19 protein-coding genes are annotated in these 25154 nt (G+C 58.8%); 7 read left to right on the top strand and 12 right to left on the bottom strand.

Annotated elements, in window-relative coordinates:
* Nucleotides 1–17: 17 nt before the first annotated feature.
* Nucleotides 18–1235 (bottom strand): 5-aminolevulinate synthase, encoded by a 1218-nt coding sequence (gene hemA, locus EXN68_RS18895; protein ID WP_142842313.1) that lies wholly within the window; start codon nucleotides 1233–1235, stop codon nucleotides 18–20.
* A 371-nt stretch (nucleotides 1236–1606) separates the two neighbouring features.
* Here hemA and EXN68_RS18890 point away from each other — a divergent pair, with 371 nt between their 5' ends.
* The 5 genes from EXN68_RS18890 to EXN68_RS18870 all read left to right on the top strand — a co-directional run bounded on the left by EXN68_RS18890 (nucleotide 1607) and on the right by EXN68_RS18870 (nucleotide 11048).
* Nucleotides 1607–1858, top strand: coding sequence for a YMGG-like glycine zipper-containing protein (locus EXN68_RS18890; RefSeq protein WP_003492347.1), 252 nt, complete (start codon nucleotides 1607–1609; stop codon nucleotides 1856–1858).
* A 175-nt stretch (nucleotides 1859–2033) separates the two neighbouring features.
* Nucleotides 2034–3959 (top strand): autotransporter assembly complex protein TamA, encoded by a 1926-nt coding sequence (locus EXN68_RS18885; RefSeq protein ID WP_142842312.1) that lies wholly within the window; start codon nucleotides 2034–2036, stop codon nucleotides 3957–3959.
* 45 nt (nucleotides 3960–4004) lie between these two features.
* Nucleotides 4005–8165, top strand: a complete 4161-nt coding sequence (locus tag EXN68_RS18880) for a translocation/assembly module TamB domain-containing protein (protein WP_142842311.1) — start codon at nucleotides 4005–4007, stop codon at nucleotides 8163–8165.
* Between the two features lie 264 nt (nucleotides 8166–8429).
* Entirely contained in the window at nucleotides 8430–8906 is a 477-nt protein-coding gene (locus EXN68_RS18875; protein WP_003504949.1) for a chemotaxis protein CheW, read from the top strand.
* A 405-nt stretch (nucleotides 8907–9311) separates the two neighbouring features.
* The gene (locus EXN68_RS18870; protein ID WP_161991390.1) at nucleotides 9312–11048 is read left to right on the top strand and encodes a methyl-accepting chemotaxis protein; all 1737 of its coding nucleotides are present in this window, start codon (nucleotides 9312–9314) and stop codon (nucleotides 11046–11048) included.
* Between the two features lie 42 nt (nucleotides 11049–11090).
* Here the strand turns inward: EXN68_RS18870 and fdhD are convergent, their stop codons facing one another.
* From fdhD to EXN68_RS18830, 8 genes are all read right to left on the bottom strand, one after another.
* Nucleotides 11091–11906 (bottom strand): formate dehydrogenase accessory sulfurtransferase FdhD, encoded by an 816-nt coding sequence (gene fdhD, locus EXN68_RS18865; RefSeq protein WP_142842385.1) that lies wholly within the window; start codon nucleotides 11904–11906, stop codon nucleotides 11091–11093.
* A 362-nt stretch (nucleotides 11907–12268) separates the two neighbouring features.
* Nucleotides 12269–12679: a F0F1 ATP synthase subunit epsilon gene (locus EXN68_RS18860; protein ID WP_003492358.1), complete on the bottom strand. Its 411-nt coding sequence runs from the start codon at nucleotides 12677–12679 to the stop codon at nucleotides 12269–12271.
* 129 nt (nucleotides 12680–12808) lie between these two features.
* A complete protein-coding gene (gene atpD / locus EXN68_RS18855) occupies nucleotides 12809–14263 on the bottom strand; it encodes a F0F1 ATP synthase subunit beta (RefSeq protein ID WP_035221615.1) in 1455 nt (484 codons plus the stop codon).
* A gap of 23 nt (nucleotides 14264–14286) precedes the next feature.
* On the bottom strand, nucleotides 14287–15165 hold the full coding sequence (locus EXN68_RS18850; RefSeq protein WP_142842309.1) for a F0F1 ATP synthase subunit gamma: 879 nt from the start codon (nucleotides 15163–15165) through the stop codon (nucleotides 14287–14289).
* Between the two features lie 31 nt (nucleotides 15166–15196).
* The gene (gene atpA, locus EXN68_RS18845) at nucleotides 15197–16726 is read right to left on the bottom strand and encodes a F0F1 ATP synthase subunit alpha (protein ID WP_003492364.1); all 1530 of its coding nucleotides are present in this window, start codon (nucleotides 16724–16726) and stop codon (nucleotides 15197–15199) included.
* Nucleotides 16726–17292, bottom strand: a complete 567-nt coding sequence (locus EXN68_RS18840; protein WP_193559537.1) for a F0F1 ATP synthase subunit delta — start codon at nucleotides 17290–17292, stop codon at nucleotides 16726–16728. Before EXN68_RS18840 ends, atpA begins: the two co-directional genes overlap by 1 nt.
* Before the next feature lie 261 nt (nucleotides 17293–17553).
* On the bottom strand, nucleotides 17554–17940 hold the full coding sequence (locus EXN68_RS18835) for an AGROH133_08824 family phage infection protein (RefSeq protein ID WP_142842307.1): 387 nt from the start codon (nucleotides 17938–17940) through the stop codon (nucleotides 17554–17556).
* A gap of 80 nt (nucleotides 17941–18020) precedes the next feature.
* Nucleotides 18021–20237, bottom strand: coding sequence for a primosomal protein N' (locus tag EXN68_RS18830; protein WP_142842306.1), 2217 nt, complete (start codon nucleotides 20235–20237; stop codon nucleotides 18021–18023).
* Nucleotides 20238–20358: 121 nt separating this feature from the next.
* On the opposite strand from EXN68_RS18830, the gene EXN68_RS18825 reads away from it, so the two are divergent.
* A complete protein-coding gene (locus EXN68_RS18825) occupies nucleotides 20359–21306 on the top strand; it encodes a tyrosine recombinase XerC (RefSeq protein WP_142842305.1) in 948 nt (315 codons plus the stop codon).
* Nucleotides 21307–21386: 80 nt separating this feature from the next.
* On the top strand, nucleotides 21387–22484 hold the full coding sequence (locus EXN68_RS18820) for a TraB/GumN family protein (RefSeq protein WP_142842304.1): 1098 nt from the start codon (nucleotides 21387–21389) through the stop codon (nucleotides 22482–22484).
* Here the strand turns inward: EXN68_RS18820 and EXN68_RS18815 are convergent.
* The 3 genes from EXN68_RS18815 to lpdA form a co-directional block, all read right to left on the bottom strand.
* The gene (locus EXN68_RS18815; protein ID WP_142842303.1) at nucleotides 22468–22956 is read right to left on the bottom strand and encodes a DUF2867 domain-containing protein; all 489 of its coding nucleotides are present in this window, start codon (nucleotides 22954–22956) and stop codon (nucleotides 22468–22470) included. The two genes, EXN68_RS18820 and EXN68_RS18815, sit on opposite strands and share 17 nt — an antisense overlap.
* A gap of 112 nt (nucleotides 22957–23068) precedes the next feature.
* Entirely contained in the window at nucleotides 23069–23569 is a 501-nt protein-coding gene (locus EXN68_RS18810; protein WP_142842302.1) for a cytochrome b, read from the bottom strand.
* Nucleotides 23570–23696: 127 nt separating this feature from the next.
* The gene (gene lpdA / locus EXN68_RS18805) at nucleotides 23697–25103 is read right to left on the bottom strand and encodes a dihydrolipoyl dehydrogenase (RefSeq protein WP_142842301.1); all 1407 of its coding nucleotides are present in this window, start codon (nucleotides 25101–25103) and stop codon (nucleotides 23697–23699) included.
* Between the last annotated feature and the right edge of the window lie 51 nt (nucleotides 25104–25154).

The raw sequence follows: 25154 nt of genomic DNA, 5'->3' as shown, positions 1-25154 counted from the left end.
TTATTTGAATTAAGGCCTCATGCCACCGCCCGCGCCAGTGCACAATGCGACCAAAGCTGATGCAGCGCACCGACCAACTGCTCGATATCGGCATCGGTATGCAGCGGCGTCGGGGTAATGCGCAGACGTTCTGTCTTGCGCGGCACGGTCGGGTAATTGATCGGCTGCACATAGACACCGTGACTGTCGAGCAGAATATCCGAAATCCATTTGCACTTCGCGGCATCGCCCACCATGACAGGTACGATGTGGCTCGGATTATCCATATGCGGAATACCGCGAGCATCGAGAAGGCCGCGCAGCTTGCGAACCCGGTCCTGATGGCGGGCGCGCTCAAAGGGGCTGGCCTTTAAATGCTGGATCGAAGCAATGGCACCGGCGGCAAGCGACGGCGGCAGGGCCGTGGTGAAGATGAAGCCGGAGGCGAAGGAGCGGATGAAATCGCAGACCGCCGTAGAACCGGTAATATAACCGCCCATGACGCCGAAGGCCTTGCCAAGCGTTCCCTCAATGATCGTCAGGCGATCCATCAGGCCTTCGCGCTCGGCAATGCCGCCACCGCGCGGACCATACATGCCAACGGCGTGAACTTCATCGAGATAGGTCATGGCGCCATAACGGTCGGCCAGATCACAGATTTCCTTGATCGGCGCGATATCGCCATCCATCGAATAGACGGATTCAAAGGCGATGAGCTTCGGCGCGTTCGGATCGGCAGCCTTGAGCTTTGCCTCGAGATCTTCGAGATCGTTGTGCTTCCAGATCACCCGCTCGCAACGGCCATAACGAATGCCCTCGATCATCGAAGCATGGTTCAGCGCATCGGAGAAAATGATGAGGCCCGGAATCTTCTGGCCGAGTGTACCAAGTGTTGCCCAGTTGGACACATAACCCGAGGTGAAGATCAGCGCCGATTCCTTGCCGTGCAGATCGGCAAGTTCCTGTTCAAGAAGGACGTGATAATGGTTGGTACCAGAAATATTCCGGGTGCCTCCCGCACCCGCGCCACAGTGATCGATCGCCGCTTTCATGGCTTCGATGACTTTCGGGTTCTGGCCCATGCCGAGATAGTCATTGGAGCACCAGACCGTTACGTCCTTGCGCTCGCCATTGGCGTTATACCGTGTCGCGCGGGGAAAATTGCCCTGCTGGCGTTCGATATCCGCAAAAACGCGATAACGTCCCTCAGAATGCAGGCTTTGCAGTTCCGTCGTGAAAAATGCCTCGAAGTCCATGCCATGCTCCAGAATTGACCAGACCGTTTTCCGCTCCGACACCGGGACCGTCAACCCTTTTGGGTCACTTTAACCGCGTCTGCGTCAATTCGCCGTTGTTTTGAACCATTCCAATAAACCGTTTATAGCCGCCGATGAAAAGTACAAAATTGATTCACATCAAAAAACCACGAATTTTGGAACCTTTTTCGCGTAGCGCCGTTGTCTGGCACGCAATCGATTTACGCGCGGAGGAATCCCCGAAACATGAGGCTTCCCTTAACGGCATCGAATTGTTAGTTATCTGTGGCGGTCGGAGGTAGCAGTCGCCGCAGATAAATATGGGACGCCTACCGAGCCGAAGAGCTCATTGTAACGTTGGAGAGAGTTTCATGAAAAAGGCAATCATATTTGCGCTGGTCGGCCTGTCGCTTGCAAGCTGCACGCAGACCGAAAAGGGTGCTTCGATCGGTGCCGTTTCCGGTGCGGTCCTTGGCGGCGCTATCACGGGCAATGTTCGTGGCGCGGCAGTGGGTGCAGCCATCGGCGGCGTAGGCGGTGCCTTGATCGGCAATGCTTCCGAGCCGGGCTATTGCTATTATCGCGACCAGTACGGTCAGCGTTACACGGCGCGTTGCCGTTAATCGCATCGCGAAATACCGTTGCACAGAAGCCCCGGTCACCCGGGGCTTTTTGCGTTAAGGCCGGCAAAACGCAAGCCAAAGGGTCCTCAACGCCGTTTATTTATGATTAAATTGCAATGTTAACGGACAGGAAACGGGTTGGAGCCAAAATAAATGCTCAACCATAAAGCAGCTTATGCAAAGAACACGAACTAAGCCGAAGACAGGTATTGCGTATCGGAAAGCTGGCACCGCACTTGCGGTTGCTTTCACGTTCGCCCTGTATCCGGTGTTTACCCGTGACGCCTTTGCCTTCAAACTGTTCGGAATGCGCCTCTGGGGTTCGGAAGAACCCGAGGTCGAGGTTATCAATCCCGTGAAATACGCCGTGACACTTGATGCAGGTGATGCAGACAAGTCGTTGAAAGGCAGCCTTGAAAACAGCTCGCTTCTTCTCGCCGACAAGGATAAGCCCGCCTCCGGCGATCTCGGCCTTCTGATAAAGGCAAGAGACGACAGGGACAGGCTGATCGCGGCGCTTTACGAAAATGCGCGTTACGGCGGCATCGTCAAGGTCACCGTCGCCGGCAGGGATGTGGATGCCCTGCCGCCCAATCCCGTCTTTGATCACAGCGCACCTGTACCGGTGGTCATAACGGTGACGCCAGGTCCGAAATTCACGCTCGGCAGCGTCCTGCTCGAAGGTGATGTGACGGGCCGCAACCTCGAGGAATACGGCCTCGTCACCGGCGGAGATGCCGGGTCTCTGGCGATCATCCGCGCCGGCAACAAGCTGATCGACGATCTGAAGGCGGAAGGCCGGCCACTCGCAAAGCTGACGAAGCGCGAGGCGGTCGCCAATCACGCGACGAACACGGTCGACATCACGATGGCGGCTGAAGGTGGGCCTGTTGCGCCTCTGGGCAAAGTCACCGTCACCGGCGAAAAAACCGTCGACGGTGATTTCATCCGCCGTTATTCGCGCCTCAATGGCGGCGAACCCTATTCGCCGGAAAAGCTGCGCAAGGCCGCGGACCGGCTGCGCCAGCTGGGCGTCTTCTCCAGCCTGACGATCAAGGAAGCGGGCACGCTGGCGCGCGACGGCACCATTCCGCTCACCATCGAAGTGTCTGAAGGCAAGCACCGTTATTTCGGTGTCGGCGCGCAATATTCCACCACGGAAGGTATCGGTCTCCAGGGTTATTGGGGTCACCGGAACCTGTTCGGACAGGCGGAATCGCTGCGTATCGAAGGCTCCGTCTCGCGCATCGCCGAGGCATCCAGCGTCGAAGGCATGGATTATTCGGCTGGCATTACCTTCACCAAGCCCGGCATGTTCAACCCGCGCACCACCTTCAAGACAAGCCTGATCGCCAAGACAGAACATCCCGACACATACGATGCCAAAACGGTGACGGGCACGGCCGGCTTTGCCTATGAGCTCAACGATACCGACACCGCCGCCGCGGGCCTCGAAGTACAGTGGGCCGATACCGAAGACGCCTTCGGCAAGAACGAATATCTGACGACCTCCATCCCGCTGGAATTCGTTCGCGATACGCGCGACGACAAGCTCAATCCCACCGAAGGTTTTCGTGCTTCGATAGCCGCCAAGCCCAGCTATGAGGCGCTGAACGGCACGTTCTTCTCGTCGTTCGAAGGCTCGATCAGCGGTTACAAGGGGCTCGGCGCGGAAGATCGGCTGATCATGGCCGGAAAGCTTTCCGGCGGCGTGCTCGTCGGCGGCAGCGACCTGCAGGACATCCCCACCACCCGGCGCTTTTATGCCGGCGGCGGCGGATCGGTGCGCGGTTACAGCTATCAGGAAATATCACCCTATAATGCAGCAGGCGACGCAACCGGCGGCCGCTCTTATGTGGTAGGGTCCGTGGAAGCCCGCATCAAGGTCACCGATACCATCGGCATCGTGCCTTTCATCGATGCGGGTGTAGTCTCGGAAGATGTGGCGCCAGATTTTTCCGATATCCGGGCCGGCGCCGGCATTGGCCTGCGTTACGCAACGCCCTTCGGGCCTTTGCGCCTCGACGTCGCCATGCCGCTTGATAAATATGATGGCGGTAACAGTTTCGGCATTTATGCTGGCATCGGCCAGTCTTTTTAAACACCGCCATCGAACACCCTTAAAGCAGAGTGTAGATTACCTTTGATGAAAACGTTGATTCGATTGCTGAAATGGCTGGGCTACGTTGCCTTGTGCGGCGTGGTGCTGGTGCTGCTTGCGGTTCTGTTCGTCGGGTTTACACCGATGGGCGCCAGAATTGCAGCAAAGCAGATTTCAGCACTTGTATCGACGCCCGATCAGAAAATCGAGATTTCCCCCCCGAGCGGCCTTTTGACCGGCCGCCTGCGGCTCGACAACGTCACCCTTTCGGACCGGCAGGGACCCTATGCCCGCGTGAACCAGATCGCCGTCGACTGGTCGCCGCTCTCGCTTCTTACCGGAACCTTTCACGCCGACCGGGTCTCGGCCGGATCGATCGACGTCGAGCGTAAACCGCTTGCCTCCGAGCAGACGACGACCAAAAGCTCCGGCAGTTCTTCGCTGCCGATTGAAGTCGGCATCGATAATTTCAGCTTTCCAGATATCAGCCTTGGGCAATCACTTCTCGGCAGCCCTTTCGAGTTGACGGCCGAAGGCAATCTCAAGGCCGCCCGTGACGATATCAGGCTGTCGCTTACAGCCCATCGGATGAATGCGGTGGATGCCGCCGTGAATGCCGACATCGCCTTCCTGCCGAATGAAAATGTGCTGAAGCTGAAAGCGGAGATGAAAGAGCCCGAAGGCGGGCTTCTCGCCACGCTGCTTTCGCTGCCCGGTACGCCCGCAGTGGCGATCGATGTGAACGGCGAAGGGCCGCTTTCCAACTGGACCGGCACGCTGCGCGGCAATGTCGCCGGTAACCCCGTCGTCAATGTTAACGGCCGCCATATTCTTGGCGATGACGGCACGCGCCGTATCGAGATCGCGGGCGGTGGTCAGCCGGATCTGCTCCTCCCCCCCGCCTTCCGCCAGCTTTTTGCCGGTGAGACGAAGCTCGATGCAAACGCCACGCTGTCACCGCAGGGCCGCATCGAGATCGGCAGCAGTACGCTGGAGACCGGCGCATTGTTGCTGACCGCTTCCGGCACCATCGATCCGAACGGTCAAAACGATCTCGCCGCCAACCTCATCGGCACCGCCGGTCCCGTTGATTTCCGCTGGCCTCTCAGCAATGGCGAAGTTCAGGCCCTCATCAACGGCCTCGACCTTTCCTTGAAAGGCAACGCGGATGCCGCGCATCTGAAGACCACAGCATCATTGCGCAGCCTTGCCCTGCCCCAGGGCCGGCTTGACGACGTCAAACTGACGGCCGAAAGCACCGACCTCAACATCGCCAGCCGCAGCGGCACCATCGCCACTGTCCTGTCAGTTACGCAATCATCCTTCGTCAGCCCTGATATCGACCGGCTGGTGCGTGCGCCACTCACCATCAAGGCACCACTCAGCCTCACCTCTTCCGCCATCGGCTTTGACGGTGCAACGCTCGAAAGCGCCAGTGTCGGCGGAACCCTGAACGGCAGTTTTGATCTCGCCAATAACCGCCTGACCTCCAGCGTGCAGCTCTTCGCCCTGCCGGCCACCCTGCCGCCGGCGCTGGCAGAAAAATTCGACACTACAATCGCCCTGCAGGGCGATATCGACCTGACCATTGGCGGGCGCATCAGCGTTGAGAACCTCACCGTCAAATCCGGAACGATCGAGGCGGCGGGCAATGTCAGCCTGGAAAACGATGCGTTAAACGCCAGCCTGACCGGCAAATTCCCCGCTCTCGAAAAGCTGACACCGCAGGCAAAGGGTGTCGCCGAGTTTGCAATTGATGCCACCGGTGCAATTTCCGCACCGGATTTCAACGTCACCCTGAGTTCTGAAAGCGCAGTTCTCGCCGGACGAACCCTCGAAGCGTTGAAAATCAATGCTGCAGGCAAGGCGGATCCCGCAGCACCGCAGGCGAAACTCACCGCCAGCGGCAGCCTCGACCGGCAAAAGATCGACGCCAACGCCAATGTGGTGCAAACGGAAAACGGTACGGCGATACCTGAGCTGCATGTGGCCGTCGGCCGTAACCTGCTGAACGGTCAACTGCAATTCTCGCAGCAATTCCTGCCGACAGGCAATCTTTCCTTCAATTTCCCCGATCTTGCCCTGCTGGCCGCACTTGCCGCGCAGCAGGCGGATGGCGATATTGCCGGCGATATCGCGCTGAGCAACGCCAATGGCCGGATCGCCGCAACGATAAAGGCCAATGGCGGCAGCATCCGTCAGGGCACGACGACAATCTCCAAACTCGCCGCCGATATCTCCATCGACGACCTGCAGGCGCTCGCCATCAATGGCAAGGTCAGTGCCGACAGCGTCAATGCCGGCGCCGCCTCGATTTCCGGCCTGAACGCCACCATCGGCCATTCCGGCACGACAACGCAATTCGACGTCAACGGCCGTTACGACAATGCACCGCTGGTGGTGAAGGGCAGCGCCGATACCGGCGGAACGCCGATGACGGTAAGGCTCGACGCCTTTTCCGCCGCTCCGAAGGGCATTGCCGTGCGGCTTGAAAAACCAAGCACCATTGCAATCCAGAATGGCACGGCGCGCATCTCCGATCTGACCATCATCACCAGCGACGGGCGCATTGAGGTCAACGGCACCGCCGGATCGGCACTCGACATCAATGCCGACATCCGTTCGCTTCCCGCCAGTCTTGCAAACGCCTTCGCTGCCGGGCTGGATGCGGCAGGCAGCATATCCGGCACCGTCAGCGCCAAGGGCGCGGCATCCGACCCATCGGTCGATTATAATCTCAATTGGGCGAATGCCGAGGTCTCACAGACCCGCGCCGCCGGGCTTGCAGCGCTTGGCATCAAGGCGAACGGCCGTTTCGCCGGCGGCACGCTGCAGATCGACACCAATGTGACCGGCCAGGGCGGTATGGCGCTTTCGGGCGGCGGTTCTCTCGGCATCGCCGGCAATCGCCCGCTCTCCATGGCCTTTACCGGAAGGCTGCCTTTTTCCGCTGTCGCGGCGCAGACCGCCGCCCAGGGTCTTGATGTGGACGGCACGGCCGCCATCGACGTAAAAATTTCCGGCAGCGCCACAGCACCTGTTATTACCGGCAGCATCACCACCGATGGCACACGCCTGACCGACGTGCGCCGCAACCTGACCGTCAACGGACTGGGCGCAACCATCACCTTCGATCGCGACCGCGCTGTCATCTCCCGTTTGACGGGTAAGCTGGCGGGCGGCGGAACGATTTCAGGAACAGGCAGCGTCGGTATTGCCGGCGGGTCGGGCTTCCCGGCCGATATTTCGATCACGCTGGATCGTGCCGGCTATAATGATGGAACATTGGTAACCACGGTGGTGAGCGGCACGCTGACGCTAAAAGGTCCGCTGCTGAACTCGCCAGTTCTGGGTGGCAACCTGACGCTGGATAGAAGCGCCATCACCATTCCGGAAAAACTCCCGGCCTCGCTGACGGAAATCGACGTCAAGCATAAGAACGCCCCGCCAAAGGTACGTGCGCAGGCGAAAGCGCTAGGGGGCGATCAGGGCGGCAGCGGCAGTTCCTCCACCATCAATCTCGATCTGCAGGTGAATGCACCGAGTGGCATCTTCGTGCGCGGTCGCGGCATCGACGCGGAACTGACCGGCAATCTGACGATCCGCGGCACGGCGGCCGTTCCGGTCATTTCCGGCGGCTTTGAAATGCGCCGCGGCCGGCTGGAAATCCTCACCCGTCGTCTTGATTTCACCACCGGCAACATCAGCTTCGGTGGTGGCCTCATCCCGGTTCTCGATATGAAGGCGGACTCGACGGTTGGTTCAACCACCGTCACGGTTGCGGTTTCCGGCAATGCCAACGACCCGACATTCGGCTTCTCCTCGTCCCCTGCCCTGCCGCAGGATGAAGTCATGGCGCAGCTGATCTTTGGCCAGTCCATGTCGAAACTCTCCGCCCTGCAGATTGCCCGATTGGCAGATGCCGCGGCCCAACTGGCCGGCGGTCGCTCAACCTCGCTGTTCGACAAGCTCAGAAGCAATCTCGGCGTCGATGATCTGGATATTTCCACCGATTCAGAGGGTCAGGCCCGTGTTTCCGCCGGCAAATATCTGAATGAGAGAACCTATCTCGAACTGCAGCAGAGCGGTGAATCCGGTGCCAAAGCCATCATCAACCTTGATGTCGGGCGCGGCGTGAAACTGCGCGGTGAGGCGGGCGGCGATGGCGAAGGCGCAGCCGGTATATTTTACGAGAAAGAATACTGAGCACGCGAGTAAAAATGCTTAGCGGGTTTATGTCCGGACAATGCGTAAATCAAAAAGAGAGTGTTTTCGCGATTCGAAGAAAACGAAAACACTTCAGAGCCGTTCGCATTTAGGTTTGCGAAACCATCTCATGTTACGAATCTTCCATTGAAGACGGAAATAGTATTTCCGGCTGTTCAGGCACCAGGCAGAACGCCAAATCCGCATATGCAAGTGTCGGTGCACTTGCGCCGGCCTCCACAGCGAGCATTGGGAAGAATTCTGATGGCAATGATAAACTCTACCAATTTTGGCGGTGAGACGCTGGAAATCATCGCGTTCCGCCTGCACGATCAGGAATTCTGCGTGAAGACGACGACTATCCGCGAAATTCGCGGCTGGGCGCCTTCCACGCCTATTCCCCACGCGCCGAAAGACGTTATCGGCGTCATGAACCTGCGTGGCTCGGTCATTCCGATCATCGATCTGGCCCACAAGCTCGGCATGAAAAGCACCGTCGCCAATGAAAGAAGCGCCATCGTGGTGGCTGAAGTGCACAACATGGTCATCGGCATGCTGGTTGACCGCGTGTCCGACATCCTGACGATCCCGGCAAACCAGGTTCAGCCGGTTCCGGAAATCTCCGCCTCTTTCGACAAGTCCTATTCCGAAGGCATCATCGCCAACGAACATGGTATGATCTGCTTCCTGAACCTTGCAAAGATGTTCAAGGGAACGGAAGCGGAAGATCTCGCGGCTTAAGGCCTATTGGCGGCTTCCCCTCAAAGGTTTGCATTCTGACGCAAACAAAAGAGACGAGCCCGTTTCGTTCCAGACATCGACAATCAGGCCAAACCGCCGGAGCATCGCCCGGCGGTTTTGTTTTTTCTATTCCTGCGTTTTGTAAATAAGAACATTTTAATATTATAGATATCTAATATTAAAAGCTGAAAATCAGTACCGCACCGACACGCATCTCGCGGGTCCGATACCTGACCTAGGCCGACAAGACGCAAGTGCCTGCATTGCCGCTTTTGGCGGCAAACCTGTTCGTTGTTCAACATGATACGGCGCGGAACGCATCCTCTTATGCGGCTGGCCGCGCTGTGGCCGATATTCGGGGGACGTCCAATGCTGGGGTTAGGGAAAAGCGCAGATAACCGAAACATGCTCGATGCGATCTCCAGATCGCAGGCGGTCATAGAATTCGATCTTAAAGGTAATATTCTCACGGCAAACCGCAATTTCTGCGCAGCGTTGGGATATGATCTTGCCGAAATCACCGGCAAGCACCATCGCATCTTCTGCGACGGCGAATTCGCCGCATCGCGTGCCTATCAGGAGTTCTGGGAATCTCTCGCCCGTGGCGAGTTTCAGGCCAAGGAATATCGGCGTATTCGCAAGGATGGCGCGGTTATCTGGATCGAGGCTTCCTACAATCCGGTTTTTCGTTCGGGCAAGCCCTACAAGGTGATCAAGATCGCCACCGATATCACCGCCAAGAAGATCAAGGCCGCGGAAGACGCCGGCAAACTGGAGGCGCTTTCCCGCTCGCAGGCCACCATCGAGTTTTTTCCCGACGGCACGATCATCACCGCCAATCCAAATTTCTGCGCCACCGTAAATTACGACCTCAAGGAAATCGAGGGCAGGCACCATCGCATGTTCTGCGATCCGGCCTATGCCACCTCGCCCGCCTATGCCAGTTTCTGGCAGCGGCTGGCAGCCGGAGAATTCATCTCGGATGAATTTGTTCGCTATGGCAAGAACGGCAAGGAAATATGGATTCAGGCCGCCTATAATCCAGTTCTGGATGACGCCGGCAAAGTGGTGAAAGTGGTGAAATTTGCCACCGACGTGACGCCGCGCATGAGCGCCATCACCGTTCTTGCCGATGCCCTGCGGGCCCTGGCCGATGGTGATCTTGTGCAGCGCCTCGACAACAGTTTCGTGCCCAGCATGGAGAAGTTGCGCCAGGACTTCAACGAAGTTGTCGGTAAACTTCAGGCCACCATGCAGACGATCGCCCACAATGCCTCCACCATCGCATCAGGCTCGGGCGAAATCCGCATTGCTGCCGATCAACTCTCGCAGCGCACCGAACAGCAGGCCGCCTCGCTGGAAGAGACGGCAGCGGCACTGGAAGAAATTACCACGACGGTAAGCGATGCCAGCCAGCGCGCCGGCGAAGCAGGCAAGCTGGTGCTGCGAACGAAAGATCATGCCGAACATTCGGGCGAAATCGTTCAGCAGGCGATTTCCGCGATGGACGCCATTTCGCGTTCGTCCGGCGAGATCACCAACATTATCGGTGTAATCGATGACATTGCCTTCCAGACCAATCTTCTCGCACTGAATGCGGGCGTTGAAGCCGCCCGCGCCGGTGAGGCAGGCAAAGGTTTCGCCGTCGTGGCACAAGAGGTCCGCGAGCTTGCACAACGTTCCGCCGTGGCCGCCAAGGAAATCAAATCCCTCATCAACACCTCGCGCGAACAGGTCGCCAATGGTGTGGACCTCGTGGGCCGAACTGGCAGCGCCCTCAAGGATATTCAATCGCAGATGGGTGAAATCGACGTCAATGTTTCGGCCATCGTCGAGGCATCGCGCGAGCAGGCCAACGGGCTGAGGGAGATCAATCAGGCCGTTAACGTCATGGATCAGGCAACCCAGAAAAACGCCGCCATGGTGGAAGAAACCACCGCCGCCAGCCACGGCCTCGCCAATGAGGCGGAAAACCTGCACGAATTGCTGCGGCAATTCACAATATCGCATGAGACCGCGGCAGCACCCGCTCGTCCAGCCGACAGGAAACCGGCCGTGGTTACCAGATTGCCGGCACCACAGGCGCGATATTCCGCACCAAGGTCTCACGGAAACGCGGCAGCAGAATGGGCGGAGTTTTAGCCCCCTGAAGCGGAAGGCCGCTAAGGGAGGCGGCCTTAAATGTCAGAAAACAATCCGATCCGCGCGGGTGAAGATTTCAAAGTCTTCACCCCGCACCAGCGCAATGAGGGTGACACCCGCCCTATCGGCCGTTTCAATGGCAAGCGCTGTGGGTGCAGAAATCGCCGCCAGAACGGCACTGCCGAGGATCGCAGTCTTCTGGACCATCTCCACCGACAGGCGACTGGTGACGGCCACCATGCCAGCACGGGAAGATATGTCCGCATTCATGACGGCACCTGCGAGTTTGTCGAGAGCGTTGTGGCGACCGACATCTTCACGCACCGCCAGCAATCCCTCGTGAACGCTATAAAACCCTGCACCGTGAACGGCCCTTGTCTCCCGGTTGAGGCTTTGTGCGTCAGTCAACGCCTTCATCGCGGCGACGATGTGATGGGCGTCAACGGAGAGTTCTACCTGGCTCACATCCGGCACCACGCGAACCGCCTGCTCTATGGATTCTATACCGCAAAGACCGCAACCGACCGGACCTGCCATATTCCGTCTTCTGGCCCGCAGGGCATCGGCATTGGCATCCTGCAGATCCACCTGAACATCATAGCCTTGCCCGGCCTCGATCACCTCGATGGAACGGATGTCAGCACGCGACGATATGATGCCCTCTGTCAGGCTGAAACCGACGGCAAAATCGCTGAGATCGGCCGGACTGGCCATCATCACGGCATGCGTACTACCGCCGTATGAAAAGGCGACCGGCACTTCCTCCGGCACAGAGCGCTCGCCCTCGATTATGAGCCCTTCCCGCCGCGCGGTTCGCGTGAACCTTCGGTAACTTGCCTCTGCTGACACGGCGATCATTCCTCCATGGCCAAAACTGCCTCGCCTCACTCCCGATCGAAAAGCAGCATTTTTCTCCGACATCACATCTAGCCCATAGCGGTGAAAACCGGAATCAATTTCCCAAGCATCACCTGCTGGAACAGACCCGCGGCCACGCACCGCATCTTTGCTTTCGTCGATTTTCCGGCAGAGCAGTGATCTGCTTTCTGCTCGAGTGCTCCAGAGAGGCCAAACGGCTCGCAACACGCGCCTGAAAAAGAAGAGACGGCCTTTTCTCATCAGAGAGTGGCGATAGCCGAAAACAAAAAAGCGACCCAAAGGCCGCTTTTTTGTTTTGAATATTGTGTGGGCAGTCATTCTTTCGAACCCGCCCGGTGCTTTCAAGCGGCGACGAGAACCTCATGCAGGTTCGTCAGTTCGTAAAGGTGCTTTTCAAGCTTGGTCAGATGCTCGTGGTGGTGATTGCCCTCTTCGATTTCGGCCTTGGCCGCATCGATACGCTTCTGCAGCGTGTCGGGGGACATATCATCGGCCGAAACAGCGGATTCCGCGAGAAGCGTGCAACCGGTCGGGAGAATATCGGCAAAACCGCCGAAAACAACGTATTTATGCGTCTCACCGGAGGCGAACTTCACCGTCACCAGGCCCGGCTTGATCGTCGTCATCGTCGGAGCGTGATTAGCCAGAACCGTCATCTCACCCAGCGTTGCCGGGATGACGACTTCCGTAACCGTTTCGGAAACGAGCAGACGTTCCGGGGAAACGAGATCGAATTTGAAACTGTCAGCCATGGCTATTCACTTCTTTTCAATTACGCGGGCGTCACGGACTTCATTGCTACAACGCCGGCATCACCATTCCGGTTTCGCCACCGTTGCCGGCAAGGCGCGCAGTTGAACCACGCGCCCGCCAATTCATTATCAGGCGGCTTCGCCAGCCAGCTTCTTTGCCTTTTCGATGGCTTCTTCCATCGAACCGACCATGTAGAAAGCCGCTTCCGGCAGGCTGTCATATTCGCCGTTGACCAGGCCCTTGAAGCCCTTGATCGTGTCTTCGAGCGCAACGAGCTTGCCCGGCGAGCCGGTGAAGACTTCAGCGACGAAGAACGGCTGCGACAGGAAGCGCTCGATCTTACGGGCGCGGGCAACCGTCAGCTTGTCTTCTTCCGACAGTTCGTCCATGCCGAGGATGGCGATGATGTCCTGAAGCGACTTGTAGCGCTGCAGGGTCGACTGAACCTTACGGGCAACTTCGTAGTGCTCTTCGCCAACGATCATCGGGTCGAGCATACGCGAGGTGGAGTCGAGCGGGTCAACAGCCGGGTAAATACCCTTTTCAGCGATCGAACGCGACAGAACCGTCGTTGCGTCAAGATGCGCGAACGAGGTTGCCGGCGCCGGGTCGGTCAAGTCGTCGGCGGGAACGTAAATCGCCTGAACCGAGGTGATCGAACCCTTGTTCGTGGTGGTGATGCGTTCCTGCATCTGGCCCATGTCGGTTGCCAGCGTCGGCTGATAACCCACGGCCGAAGGAATACGACCGAGCAGAGCCGACACTTCCGAACCAGCCTGCGTGAAGCGGAAGATGTTGTCCACGAAGAACAGAACGTCCTGGCCTTCGTCACGGAAGTTTTCAGCGATCGTCAGACCGGTCAGAGCAACGCGAGCGCGGGCGCCCGGCGGTTCGTTCATCTGGCCGTAAACGAGCGCAGCCTTGGAGCCTTCGCCGCCGCCAAGCTTGTTGACGTTCGATTCGATCATTTCGTGGTAGAGGTCGTTACCTTCGCGGGTACGTTCACCCACGCCGGCGAATACCGAATAACCACCATGCGCCTTGGCGACGTTGTTGATCAGTTCCATGATGAGAACCGTCTTGCCAACGCCGGCGCCGCCGAACAGGCCGATCTTGCCGCCCTTGGCGTAAGGAGCCAGAAGGTCGACGACCTTGATGCCGGTGACAAGGATCTGCGCTTCGGTCGACTGCTCGACGTAAGACGGTGCATCCTGGTGGATGGCGCGCTTCTTGGCCGTGGTGATCGGACCAGCTTCGTCAACCGGCTCGCCGATGACGTTCATGATGCGGCCGAGCGTTTCCGGACCGACCGGAACTTCGATCGGTGCGCCGGTGTTGGCGACGGCCTGACCGCGGACGAGACCTTCGGTCGAGTCCATGGCGATCGTGCGGACGACGTTTTCGCCGAGATGCTGCGCGACTTCCAGAACGAGGCGGTTGCCGTTGTTCTCGGTTTCGAGCGCGTTCAGGATCGGAGGCAGTTCGCCTTCGAACGCCACGTCGACAACAGCGCCGATAACCTGGGTAACCTTGCCCGCGCCGTTCACCGCTGCGGTTTTCTTGGGGGTAGCTGCCTTAGCCATTATCCTTACCCTCTTTCCTTACCTCAGAGCGCTTCCGCGCCCGAAATGATTTCAATGAGTTCCTTGGTGATCTGAGCCTGACGCTGACGGTTGTAGGAAAGCGTCAGCTTGTTGATCATCTCACCGGCATTGCGCGTTGCATTGTCCATCGCGCTCATCTTGGCGCCCATTTCACCGGCAACGTTTTCGAGCAGAGCCCGGAAAACCTGAACCGAAATGTTGCGCGGAATAAGGTCTTCCAGAATAGAAGCCGCATCCGGCTCATATTCGTAGACGGCGTTCTGCGTCGTTTCATCCGCTTCCACAACAGGCGTAGCGGCCGGAATGAGCTGCAGGCCGGTCGGGATCTGACTGATGACGGACTTGAATTCCGAATAGATCAGCGTGCAGACGTCGAATTCACCCGCGTTGAAGAGCGAGATCACCTTCTTGGCGATCTGGTCGGCGTTTTCAAAACCGACCTTCTTCACTTCGCGCAGTTCGACGCGCTCGATGATGTTGGCTGCAAATTCGCGGCGAAGGCTGTCGTAACCCTTCTTGCCAACCGTGATGATCTTGACCGTCTTGCCTTCCGAAATCAGCTTGCGGGCATGATCGCGGGCAAAACGGGAAATCTGCGAGTTGAAACCGCCGCAAAGACCACGTTCAGCCGTGCAGACGACGAGCAGATGCACGTCGTCCTTGCCGGTGCCGGTCATCAGCGCCGGAGCAACGTCTGCCTCGACCGCCGAGGCGATGTTGGCAAGAACGGCGCTCATGCGCTGAGAATAAGGCCGGGCGGCCTCCGCAGCTTCCTGGGCGCGCCGAAGCTTCGCCGCGGCGACCATTTTCATCGCCTTGGTAATCTTCTGCGTCGCCTTCACGGAGGCAATGCGGTTTTTCAGATCCTTTAGTGAAGGCATCCGTTATCCGTCCGAGTAAAAGAGCCCTGATTTAAGAGAAAGACTTGGCGAAGGTATCAAGAGCGCCCTTGAGCTTGCCCTTGGTATCGTCGCTGATAGCCTTTTCCGTGCGGATGGTGTCGAGGATCGCCTTGCCTTCCGAGCGGAGGTAGGAGAGGAAACCCTGCTCGAACTTGCCGACCTGTGCGACCGGGATCTTGTCGAGGTAGCCGTTGACACCAGCGAAGATCACCGCAACCTGCTCTTCCGTCTTGAGCGGAGAGAACTGCGGCTGCTTCAGAAGCTCGGTCAGGCGGGCACCGCGGTTAAGCAGGCGCTGCGTGGACGCATCAAGGTCCGAGCCGAACTGGGCAAAAGCGGCCATTTCGCGATACTGGGCGAGTTCACCCTTGATCGAACCGGCAACCTGCTTCATCGCCTTGATCTGAGCGGCAGAACCAACGCGCGAAACCGACAGACCGACGTTAACGGCCGGACGGATGCCCTGGTAGAACAGGTCGGTTTCAAGGAAGATCTGGCCGTCGGTGATCGAGATCACGTTGGTCGGAATAAAGGCCGAAACGTCGTTACCCTGGGTTTCGATGACCGGCAGAGCCGTCAGCGAACCTGCGCCCATTTCGTCGGAGAGCTTTGCAGCGCGCTCGAGAAGACGGGAGTGAAGGTAGAAAACGTCGCCCGGATAAGCTTCGCGGCCCGGAGGACGACGCAGCAGAAGCGACATCTGACGATAGGCAACGGCCTGCTTGGAAAGGTCGTCGTAACCGATGAGAGCGTGCTTGCCGTTGTCACGGAAATATTCGCCCATGGCGCAGCCGGCAAACGGAGCGAGGTACTGCATCGGAGCCGGATCGGAAGCCGTTGCGGCAACGATGATCGAGTACTGCAGCGCGCCGCGCTCTTCCAGAACCTTGACGAACTGGGCAACGGTCGAACGCTTCTGACCGATAGCGACGTAGACGCAATAAAGCTTGTCGCCGTCAGGGCCATTGTCGTGAATGGCCTTCTGGTTCAGGATCGTGTCGAGAATGATCGCGGTCTTGCCGGTCTGGCGGTCGCCGATGACGAGCTCGCGCTGGCCACGGCCAACCGGGATGAGCGCGTCGATAGCCTTGAGGCCGGTCGACATCGGCTCATGAACCGACTTGCGCGGAATGATGCCGGGAGCCTTGACGTCAACGCGCGAACGCTTGGCGGCATTGATCGGGCCCTTGCCGTCGATCGGGTTGCCAAGCGCGTCAACGACGCGGCCGAGCAGTTCCGGACCAACCGGAACGTCAACGATAGCGCCAGTCCGCTTTACGGTGTCGCCTTCCTTGATGTCACGGTCCGAACCGAAGATAACCACACCGACGTTGTCGGCTTCAAGGTTGAGTGCCATGCCGCGGATGCCGCCGGGGAACTCGACCATTTCACCGGCCTGAACATTGTCGAGGCCGTAAACGCGGGCAATACCGTCACCGACGGAAAGCACCTGACCGACTTCCGAGACTTCCGCCTCGTTGCCGAAATTTTTGATTTGATCTTTCAGAATTGCGGAAATTTCCGCGGCGCGGATATCCATCAGCCAACCTCTTTCAGTGCAAGCTTAAGGGTGGAAAGTTTGGTGCGAAGAGACGTATCGATCTGGCGGGAACCGACCTTGACGATCAGGCCGCCGAGGATCGACGGATCGACGGTAACGGAAATCGTCACATCCTTGCCGGTAACGCTCTTCAGCGCCGCTTTCAGTTCAGTTTCCTGCGCCTCGTCGAGCGCATGTGCCGAGGTGACCTCGGCGGTGATTTCGCCGCGGTGGGCGGCGGCAATGGTGCGGTAGGCGCGGATCATGCCGGGAACGGCAAAGAGACGGCGGTTACTGGCAACGACCTTGAGGAAATTAACAGCAAGACCGGCAATGCCGGCCTTCTCGCAGATCGCGGTGATTGCCTTGAACTGATCCTCGGCGGAAAATACCGGGCTCGCAACCAGACGCTTCAAATCGTCGCTTTCGTCGAGAAGTGCACCGAACTTGTCCAGATCGGCTCCAACCGCTTCAACCGCACCCGCTTCCAAAGCAAGCTCGAAAAGCGACGACGCATACCTTTCCGCTACACCGGATGTTCCCTGGGAGGTGTCTGCCACGGGCACTTTTTCCCTGCTAATCATCCAAGATCATCAGCGAGGGGGCTCCACCGCATCAAATTCTTGAAATCGTTTCAATTTCCCCGAAAAAGACCGGAATTCCCCCCTGCCTTTTCCCAATTTCGCGGTCCGTCTAGCATAGGACGCCGGGACTCGCAACACGCGTAATAGCGGAAAGCGCCGTTTGGGCAAGGGGGAATGCGTTTAAATTTTCCGTTTTCGCTCAGGATGCGGGTTTGGTGCGGCACAAAAGCCCAAAAGCCCGCCTCAGACCAGCCCGAAGACGTAGCTCAGCGAGAGCGCGGACAGCAGAAAGTGTACAACCAGGAGTATGAAATTCCGCATGGTTGCGCCTCCATCCGAGAGAATGGAGAGAATGCCGCCGAATACGCTGAGACCGAAAGCCGCACCGAAAGCGAGATAGACCATGGGCTGCGCCAGAAGCAGGGCGGCAGCGCCGAGACCAAGATAAAAGCCGGCAAGCGACGAACGCACAAGCGCATAGCCGTCCCTGCGCTCACCAGCCGGCAGAAGACCGAAAGCGCGCAGCGTCATCCCGGGTGCGAACATGAAAAAAAGGCCGATCACGGCCGACACCGCTGCCGCACCGAAGGCCAGCTGCTCGCCGAATTCGGCAGGAAAATAAAACTCCATCTCGTTCCCCAAATCATTCTTTTCGCCTGCTGCGTTATGACACGGTCATGACAGCGGGAAAACGCCTTGATTGGCAAAGTTCAAAGGAAACTTTGCGGATCGATATCAAGCTGCACATGCACGCTGCCCCGTTCCTTGGGGCCATTGGCCAGCAGTGTTCGAAGAAAGGACTGCATGTCGGAATTGCGTCGCCCGTGCACCAGCAGACGGAAACGATGGCGGCCACGGATCAGCGCCAGCGGCGCTTCCGCCGGGCCAAGCAGCATGATGCCAGTAACCTGCGGGGCAGCCGCCCTCAAACCCCGCGCATGGGTTTCGGCCTCTCCGCGCGTATCGGCGGAAACGATGATCGAGGCAAGACGTCCAAAGGGCGGCAGAACGGCCTTTTCCCGCTCAACGATCTCTCTTTCATAAAAGGCGGAGGCATCACCCGAAACGATTGCCTGCATGACGGGATGCTGTGGCTGGTAGGTCTGCAGCAGGCCATGGCTCTTCAACCCTGTGCGCCCGGCGCGCCCCGTCACCTGCGAGAGCAGCTGGAACGTTCGCTCCGCCGCGCGTGGGTCACCATTGGCAAGGCCGAGATCGGCATCAACGATGCCGACTAGCGTCATCAGCGGAAAATTATGCCCCTTGGCGACGAGCTGCGTGCCGATGACGATGTCCGCCTCACCCTTGACGATCGCCTCCAGCTCCAGCCGCAGGCGCTTGACGCCCATGAGATCGGAGGAGAGCACGATGGTGCGGGCCTCGGGGAAATGTTTCTCCACCTCTTCGGCAATGCGCTCTACGCCCGGCCCGCAAGCAACGAGATGATCGAAGGTACCGCACTCCGGGCAATGGTCCGGCGTCGGCTCATTGTGGCCGCACTGGTGGCACTGCAATTGATTGCGGAAACGGTGCTCCACCAGCCAGCTGGAACATTGCGGGCACTGGAAACGGTGGCCGCAGACCCGGCAAAGCGTCAGCGGCGCATAACCGCGGCGATTGAGGAACAGCAGCGCCTGCTCGCCCTTCTCTATGGTCTTGCCGATGCCACGCAGCAGGACGGGTGAGAGAAACCCTCCCCGCTCCGGCGGATGGCGGCGCATATCAACGAGATGCAGGTCTGGCATCGCCGCATCGCCGAAGCGCGTGTGCAGGTGGATGGTATTGTAACGCCCCGAACTGCCATTGACCTGGCTTTCCACCGACGGCGTTGCCGACACCAGCACGACAGGAAATTCTGCGATCCGCGCCCTGACGACGGCCATGTCACGGGCATTATAAAAGACGCGGTCTTCCTGCTTGTAGGCGGGGTCGTGCTCTTCATCGACAATGATGAGACCGAGATTGTCGAAGGGCAGGAAAAGCGCCGAGCGCGCGCCGGCCACCACCTTCACCTCGCCCGTCACCGCCTGCCGCCAGACCTTCTCGCGCATGCGCGGCGACAGGTCCGAATGCCATTCCGCCGGTTTCGCGCCGAAACGATCCTGAAAACGCTCAAGAAAGGCCGCCGTCAGGGCGATTTCAGGCAGCAGGATGAGAACCTGCTTGCCCTGACGGAGCGTCTCGGCCACCGCCTCGAAATACACCTCGGTTTTGCCCGAACCGGTCACGCCATCGATCAGCGAAACATGAAAGCCGCCCTTGCGCACATCTTCAAGGATTTCCGAAGCGGCCTGTTTCTGCGGGCCTTCCAGCCGCGGCTCGACATAATCGGGATCAGGCTCGGCCACGACAGGCGGCGCCGGCAGAAAAACCGTCTCGAACACTCCCTGCTTGACGAGACCGTCGATGACGCTGGTGGAAACGCCGGCGGCATGGGCGAGCCCGCTCTTCGTCCAGCCATGCCCTTCCGCCGCCAGTTCCATGACCCGTTCGCGGGCGGGGGTCAGGCGTTCTGGCCGGCCTTCGGTCAGCCGAAGCCCCTCGATCATCGGTTCTGGATCGAAAGCGGCAGGCGCTCTGAGCGCCATACGCGCCACGAGACCGGGCGGAGAAAGCGTATAGGCGGCAACCCAGTCAACGAAACGGCGCATCTCCGCCTTCAGTGGCGGGCATTCGAAACTCTTGGTAATGGGCCGCAGCTTCTTGGGGTCAACGCCCTTGTCGCCGGCATCGTCCCACACCACGCCGAAGACCTGCCGGGGCCCGAGCGGCACCTGAACGACGGAACCGGTCTCAACCACCATATCTTCAGGCACGGCATAACTATAAGGCCCGGGCGCCGGCATGGGCACAAGAACGGGCACCGTGCGCACAGGCGCCGGCGGGTCAAACAGAGCTCCAAACAGATTGGACGAATCTTTTGCCATGATGTGGCGACCATGCCCCGGCGAAATGAAAAAGGAAACCGCCCGCATGTAGTGGGCGGGCTTTGCAAAGTCCACCTCTTAACCAAATGCTGACCATAAGAGCATAGCGTTGGGACACGGAATGGAGCGCTGCGTGACTGAAATCCTGACATTTGCCGAACCCGATCTGTTGAATGAACGCCAGTCCTGGCTTGCCGCACTTGCCGGTGAACGCCGTCTTTCCGACAATACCGTGGAGGCCTATGAGCGCGACACCCGCCAGTTCCTGACGTTCCTTACCGGTTACATCGGCAAACCCGCCGCCATTGGCGATATAGCCGATCTGCGCCCGGTCGATCTTCGCGCCTTTCTGGCCAACCGGCGAAAGGAAGGTGCCGGCGCGCGTTCACTCGGTCGGCATCTGGCGGGGCTGCGCTCCCTTCTTCACCACCTGCAAAAAAAAGGCCTCGTCAATGCGGCCGGCGCCACCGCCATGCGCGCACCAAAACAGCCGAAATCGCTGCCGAAGCCGCTGACCGATCGACAGGCCCTGAAGATCACCACGGCCGAGGCACAGTTGAACGAGGAACCGTGGATCGCCGCCCGCAATGCGGCAGTCCTGTCGCTGCTTTATGGCTGCGGCCTCCGTATTTCCGAGGCGCTCGGCCTGACGCCGGCCGATTTTCCGCCGGGCGCCCGCAGCTTGCGCATCACCGGCAAGGGCAACAAGACGCGCATCGTGCCGCTGCTGGCAGTGGTGACGGAAGCGGTCGATGCCTACAGGAAGCTCTGCCCCTATGCTCTGGCGGCGAATGAACCGATGTTCCTTGGCGCACGCGGGGGGAAACTCCAGCCCGCCATCATCCAGCGGGAAATGCAGAAGCTGCGCGGCGCTTTCGGCCTGCCGGAAAACGCCACGCCACATGCGCTGCGCCATTCTTTCGCCACGCATCTTCTGGCCGGCGGCGGCGATCTGCGTACAATTCAGGAACTGCTCGGCCATGCCAGCCTTTCCACCACCCAGGTCTATACCGGTGTCGACACCGCAAGACTGCTGGAAATCTACGACAATGCCCACCCGCGCGCATGAGGCAGGAAATGGTTAACCATAAAGATTAACCAGACATCCAAACCGCCGTTCTATAAGCAAGCAAGAACCGGATTGGACCCATGCACAGCCTGATAAAGCCACAAAACTTCACCGCCACCCTGATGGGTAAAACCGGCGACGCCCTGCTCTGGCTGCTGGCGGCCCTGCATGTAACTGCCATCGCCATCCTGCTCATGACGTTGCTTTCGCTGGGTGAGGCGGAAGCCGCAGAGCAACAGATCACCTGCACCGGCAGTGATATTCTCGTGGACATGCGCAAGACCGATCCGCAGGCCTTCGCAAAGATCGAACAGGAAGCGGCCGCCATCCCCAATGGCAAAGGCAATTTCTGGCGCATTGAAAAGGCCGGAACTGAGCCGTCCTATCTCCTCGGTACGATGCATGTCACCGACCCACGCGTTCTGGAAATGCCTGTCGCCGCCAGCCCCGCCTTCGAAAAAGCCGCAACTGTCATCGTGGAATCGGACGAAATCGTCGACGACAAGAAGGTCGCGACCTCGCTTCTGAGCAAACCCGAACTCACCATGTTTCTGGATGGCAAATCGATCACCGATATTTTGTCACCCGAAAATGTTGCACGTTTGGAAAAGGGTCTGAAGGAGCGTGGCATTCCGCTGAATGCCGTATCGCGCATGAAGCCATGGATGCTCTCAAGCTTCGTCGCCCTTCCGGCCTGCGAGTTCGCCCGCAAGGCAACCGGCCTTTCCTTTCTCGACAAGAAACTGGCCGAAGATGCGCTCGCAGACGGAAAACGTCTCGTCGGGCTGGAAACGATGGTCGAACAGTTGACGGCCATGTCAGAACTGCCGATGGAATTTCATCTTCAGGCTTTGATCGAAACGCTGGAACTCGGCGATCGCATGGATGACGTGATGAAGACCATGACCGATCTCTACGTCGCCGGTGATATCGGCATGACCATGCCCATGCTGAAAAGCCTGGATCCCAAGAAGGCAGTGGCAGAAAGCGAACAGGGTTACGCTGCCTTCGAGCAACGCATCATCACCGATCGCAATCACGTCATGGCGGATCGGGCGACCCCCGAGCTTGCCAAGGGCAATGTCTTCATGGCCGTCGGCGCGCTACACCTGCCGGGTGAGGAAGGCGTGATCGAATTGCTGCGCGCAAAGGGCTTTACGCTCACGCGGGTCGACTGACGGTCTCATCCCCAATCTTGACGGGCCGAACATTGGTGCAAAACGGGCGCATCGTCGCTGGCACGATGCGCCGATGAAACGGCCCCACCACGAGAATGTAAAGCCGCCCAAAGACATTCTTGCGCCTGACGATGGTGGTGACATTCACCAACTTGCGGTTAGGGCCCCCTTCGAGATCGACAACGATCCGGAAATCGAGATGGTGATCATCGAAGCCGAGAACTGTCCGCTGCGGCGTGGATGACAGGACCGGAAAACCGCCCGCCGAGGTGCCTGCCGCCAGCTCGACCGTTTTCAAGCCGAAAAGCAAGACGATGCGGTTTCGAAGCGCCATCAGGCTGCTGATCCATGCCGGGGGATGATCGAGAAGAAGCCTGCTCACATCCAGTGACGACGCTTCCGGCATCACCATCTCGCCTTCAAAACAATCCCGCCAGTCAGCGCCCGGCAATATGTCTTCGCTATATTGCATTCCTGAACCCCCAGCCGCACGATGCGCCGGAGTTCACCATCTGCTTTTTCAGCCGGACAGAAAACGCGACAAACCGCCGCTTGGTGTTTTCGGCAAAACTACGAAGCCTGTCCTAGCCGTGCGTCATTCGTTTCAGAACATTGGTGCGCCAGTAGAACTGGTGAACCAGAACAGCTGCAACGTGACCGACGATCAACACCCACATCAGCGCCTTGAAGGGGCCGGAATGTAACTGCCCCGCCGGCTGAGCACCGAAGTAATAGGCGGCTATACCGGAAAGCGGCAGCACAAAGAAAAGGGCGTAAAAGGTGAAATGCGCCACTTTGGCAGCGATCTGGAATGGCCGGGGCTCCTCGGCGGGATGCGGTGGCACACCCTGAAAGAAGCGCAGACAGAGACGCAGAACCGCAAGCAGCAGGACTGCAAAACCGACATAGGCGTGAATATTGGCCGAAGAGATTTGATCCGGCGTCAATGTCTCACCCTGCCGCATCAGCCGATAGGCATGAGCCATGGCGTCGGGAAACAGCAGGTTGAAGAAGATCAGAAGCGCCATCACCCAGTGAAGGACGCGCTGCGGAACGGAGAAAGAAACTTGACCGGAATACGCCATTTTATTGCCTTTTATCAAAAGGTTAGACAGGCTATGGCGCAAGTATGAAAAACCCCGGCCTGCATGGCAAGCCGGGGTTCAGCAGATGACTGAAATTTAATATTTGAGCGTCAGGCTCAAACACCAATCACATGTGGATCGGCTTGAAGAACGTCGCAAGCGCTGCTTCCTTCACGGCTTCCGACATTGTCGGATGCGCATGGCAGGTGCGGCCAAGATCTTCCGAAGAACCGCCGAATTCCATCAGCACGGTGATCTCGTGGATCATTTCGCCAGCACCGAAGCCGACGATGTGGCCGCCGAGAACCCGGTCGGTTTCCTTGTCGGCAAGAATCTTCACGAAACCATCCGTCACCTGCATGGCGCGGGCGCGGCCATTGGCGGTGAAGGGGAACTTGCCGACCTTGTAAGCGACGCCAGCGGCCTTCAGTTCTTCCTCGGTCTTGCCGACGGACGCGATTTCCGGCTGGGTATAGACGACTGCCGGAATGACGTCGTAGTTCACATGGCCGCGCTGGCCGGCGAGGATTTCCGCAAGCGCAACGCCCTCGTCTTCCGCCTTGTGCGCCAGCATCGGGCCCTTCACCACGTCGCCGATCGCGTAGATGCCATCGACATTGGTCTTGTAGTGGCCGTCGATTTCGACGCGACCGCGGCTATCGAGCACAACACCGGCTTCCGCAAGGCCGAGGCCTTCGGTGTAGGGCTTGCGACCGGTCGAGATCAGCACAACATTCGCTTCGAGCGTTTCGGCAGCACCACCCTTGACCGGCTCGAACACCACCTTTGCGCCGGTGGCGGTCTTTTCAACGGCCGTTACCTTGGCACCGAGCTTGAAATCAAGGCCCTGCTTGGCCAGCAGACGCTGCGACTGCTTGGAAACTTCGCCATCCATGCCACCGAGAATATTGTCGAGATATTCGACGACGGTCACCTTCGCGCCAAGACGCGACCAGACCGAACCAAGCTCGAGGCCGATGACGCCGCCGCCGACAACAATCAGCTTTTCCGGAACCTTGGAAAGAGCGATCGCACCGGTTGAGGAGACGATGACGCTTTCATCGATATCAACCTGAACACCCGGAATGCCGGCAACATCAGAACCGGTGGCGATGACGATGTTCTTGGCTTCGATTTCCTGGCTCTCGCCCTTGTCGTTGGTTACGGAAACCTTGCCGGCGGAAACCACCTTGCCAGTACCCTGGAAGGCATCGATCTTGTTCTTCTTGAACAGGAAGGCGACGCCATCGACATTGGCCTTCACCACGCCATCCTTGTGGCCCATCATCTTTTCAAGGTTCAGCTTCGGTGCGGCGACTTCGATACCGAGCGAATCGACGCCATGGGCAACATGGGCAAAGGTTTCGGACGCGTGCAGCAGCGCCTTCGACGGAATGCAGCCGACATTGAGGCAGGTGCCGCCATAGGTCGCACGCTTCTCGATGACAGCGACCTTCAGGCCCAGTTGTGCCGCCTTGACCGCGCAAACATAACCGCCGGGGCCCGTGCCGATTACAACTACATCATATGCCATGTTCGTTTTCCTGATTGATGTCGGGCAAGATACCGGATCATTGCCCTGCTT

This window comes from Martinezella rhizogenes (genome assembly GCF_007002745.1).
In the GTDB taxonomy this organism is placed as follows: Bacteria; Pseudomonadota; Alphaproteobacteria; order Rhizobiales; family Rhizobiaceae; genus Agrobacterium; species Agrobacterium cucumeris.
This window is presented reverse-complemented; position numbering and strand designations above follow the sequence as displayed.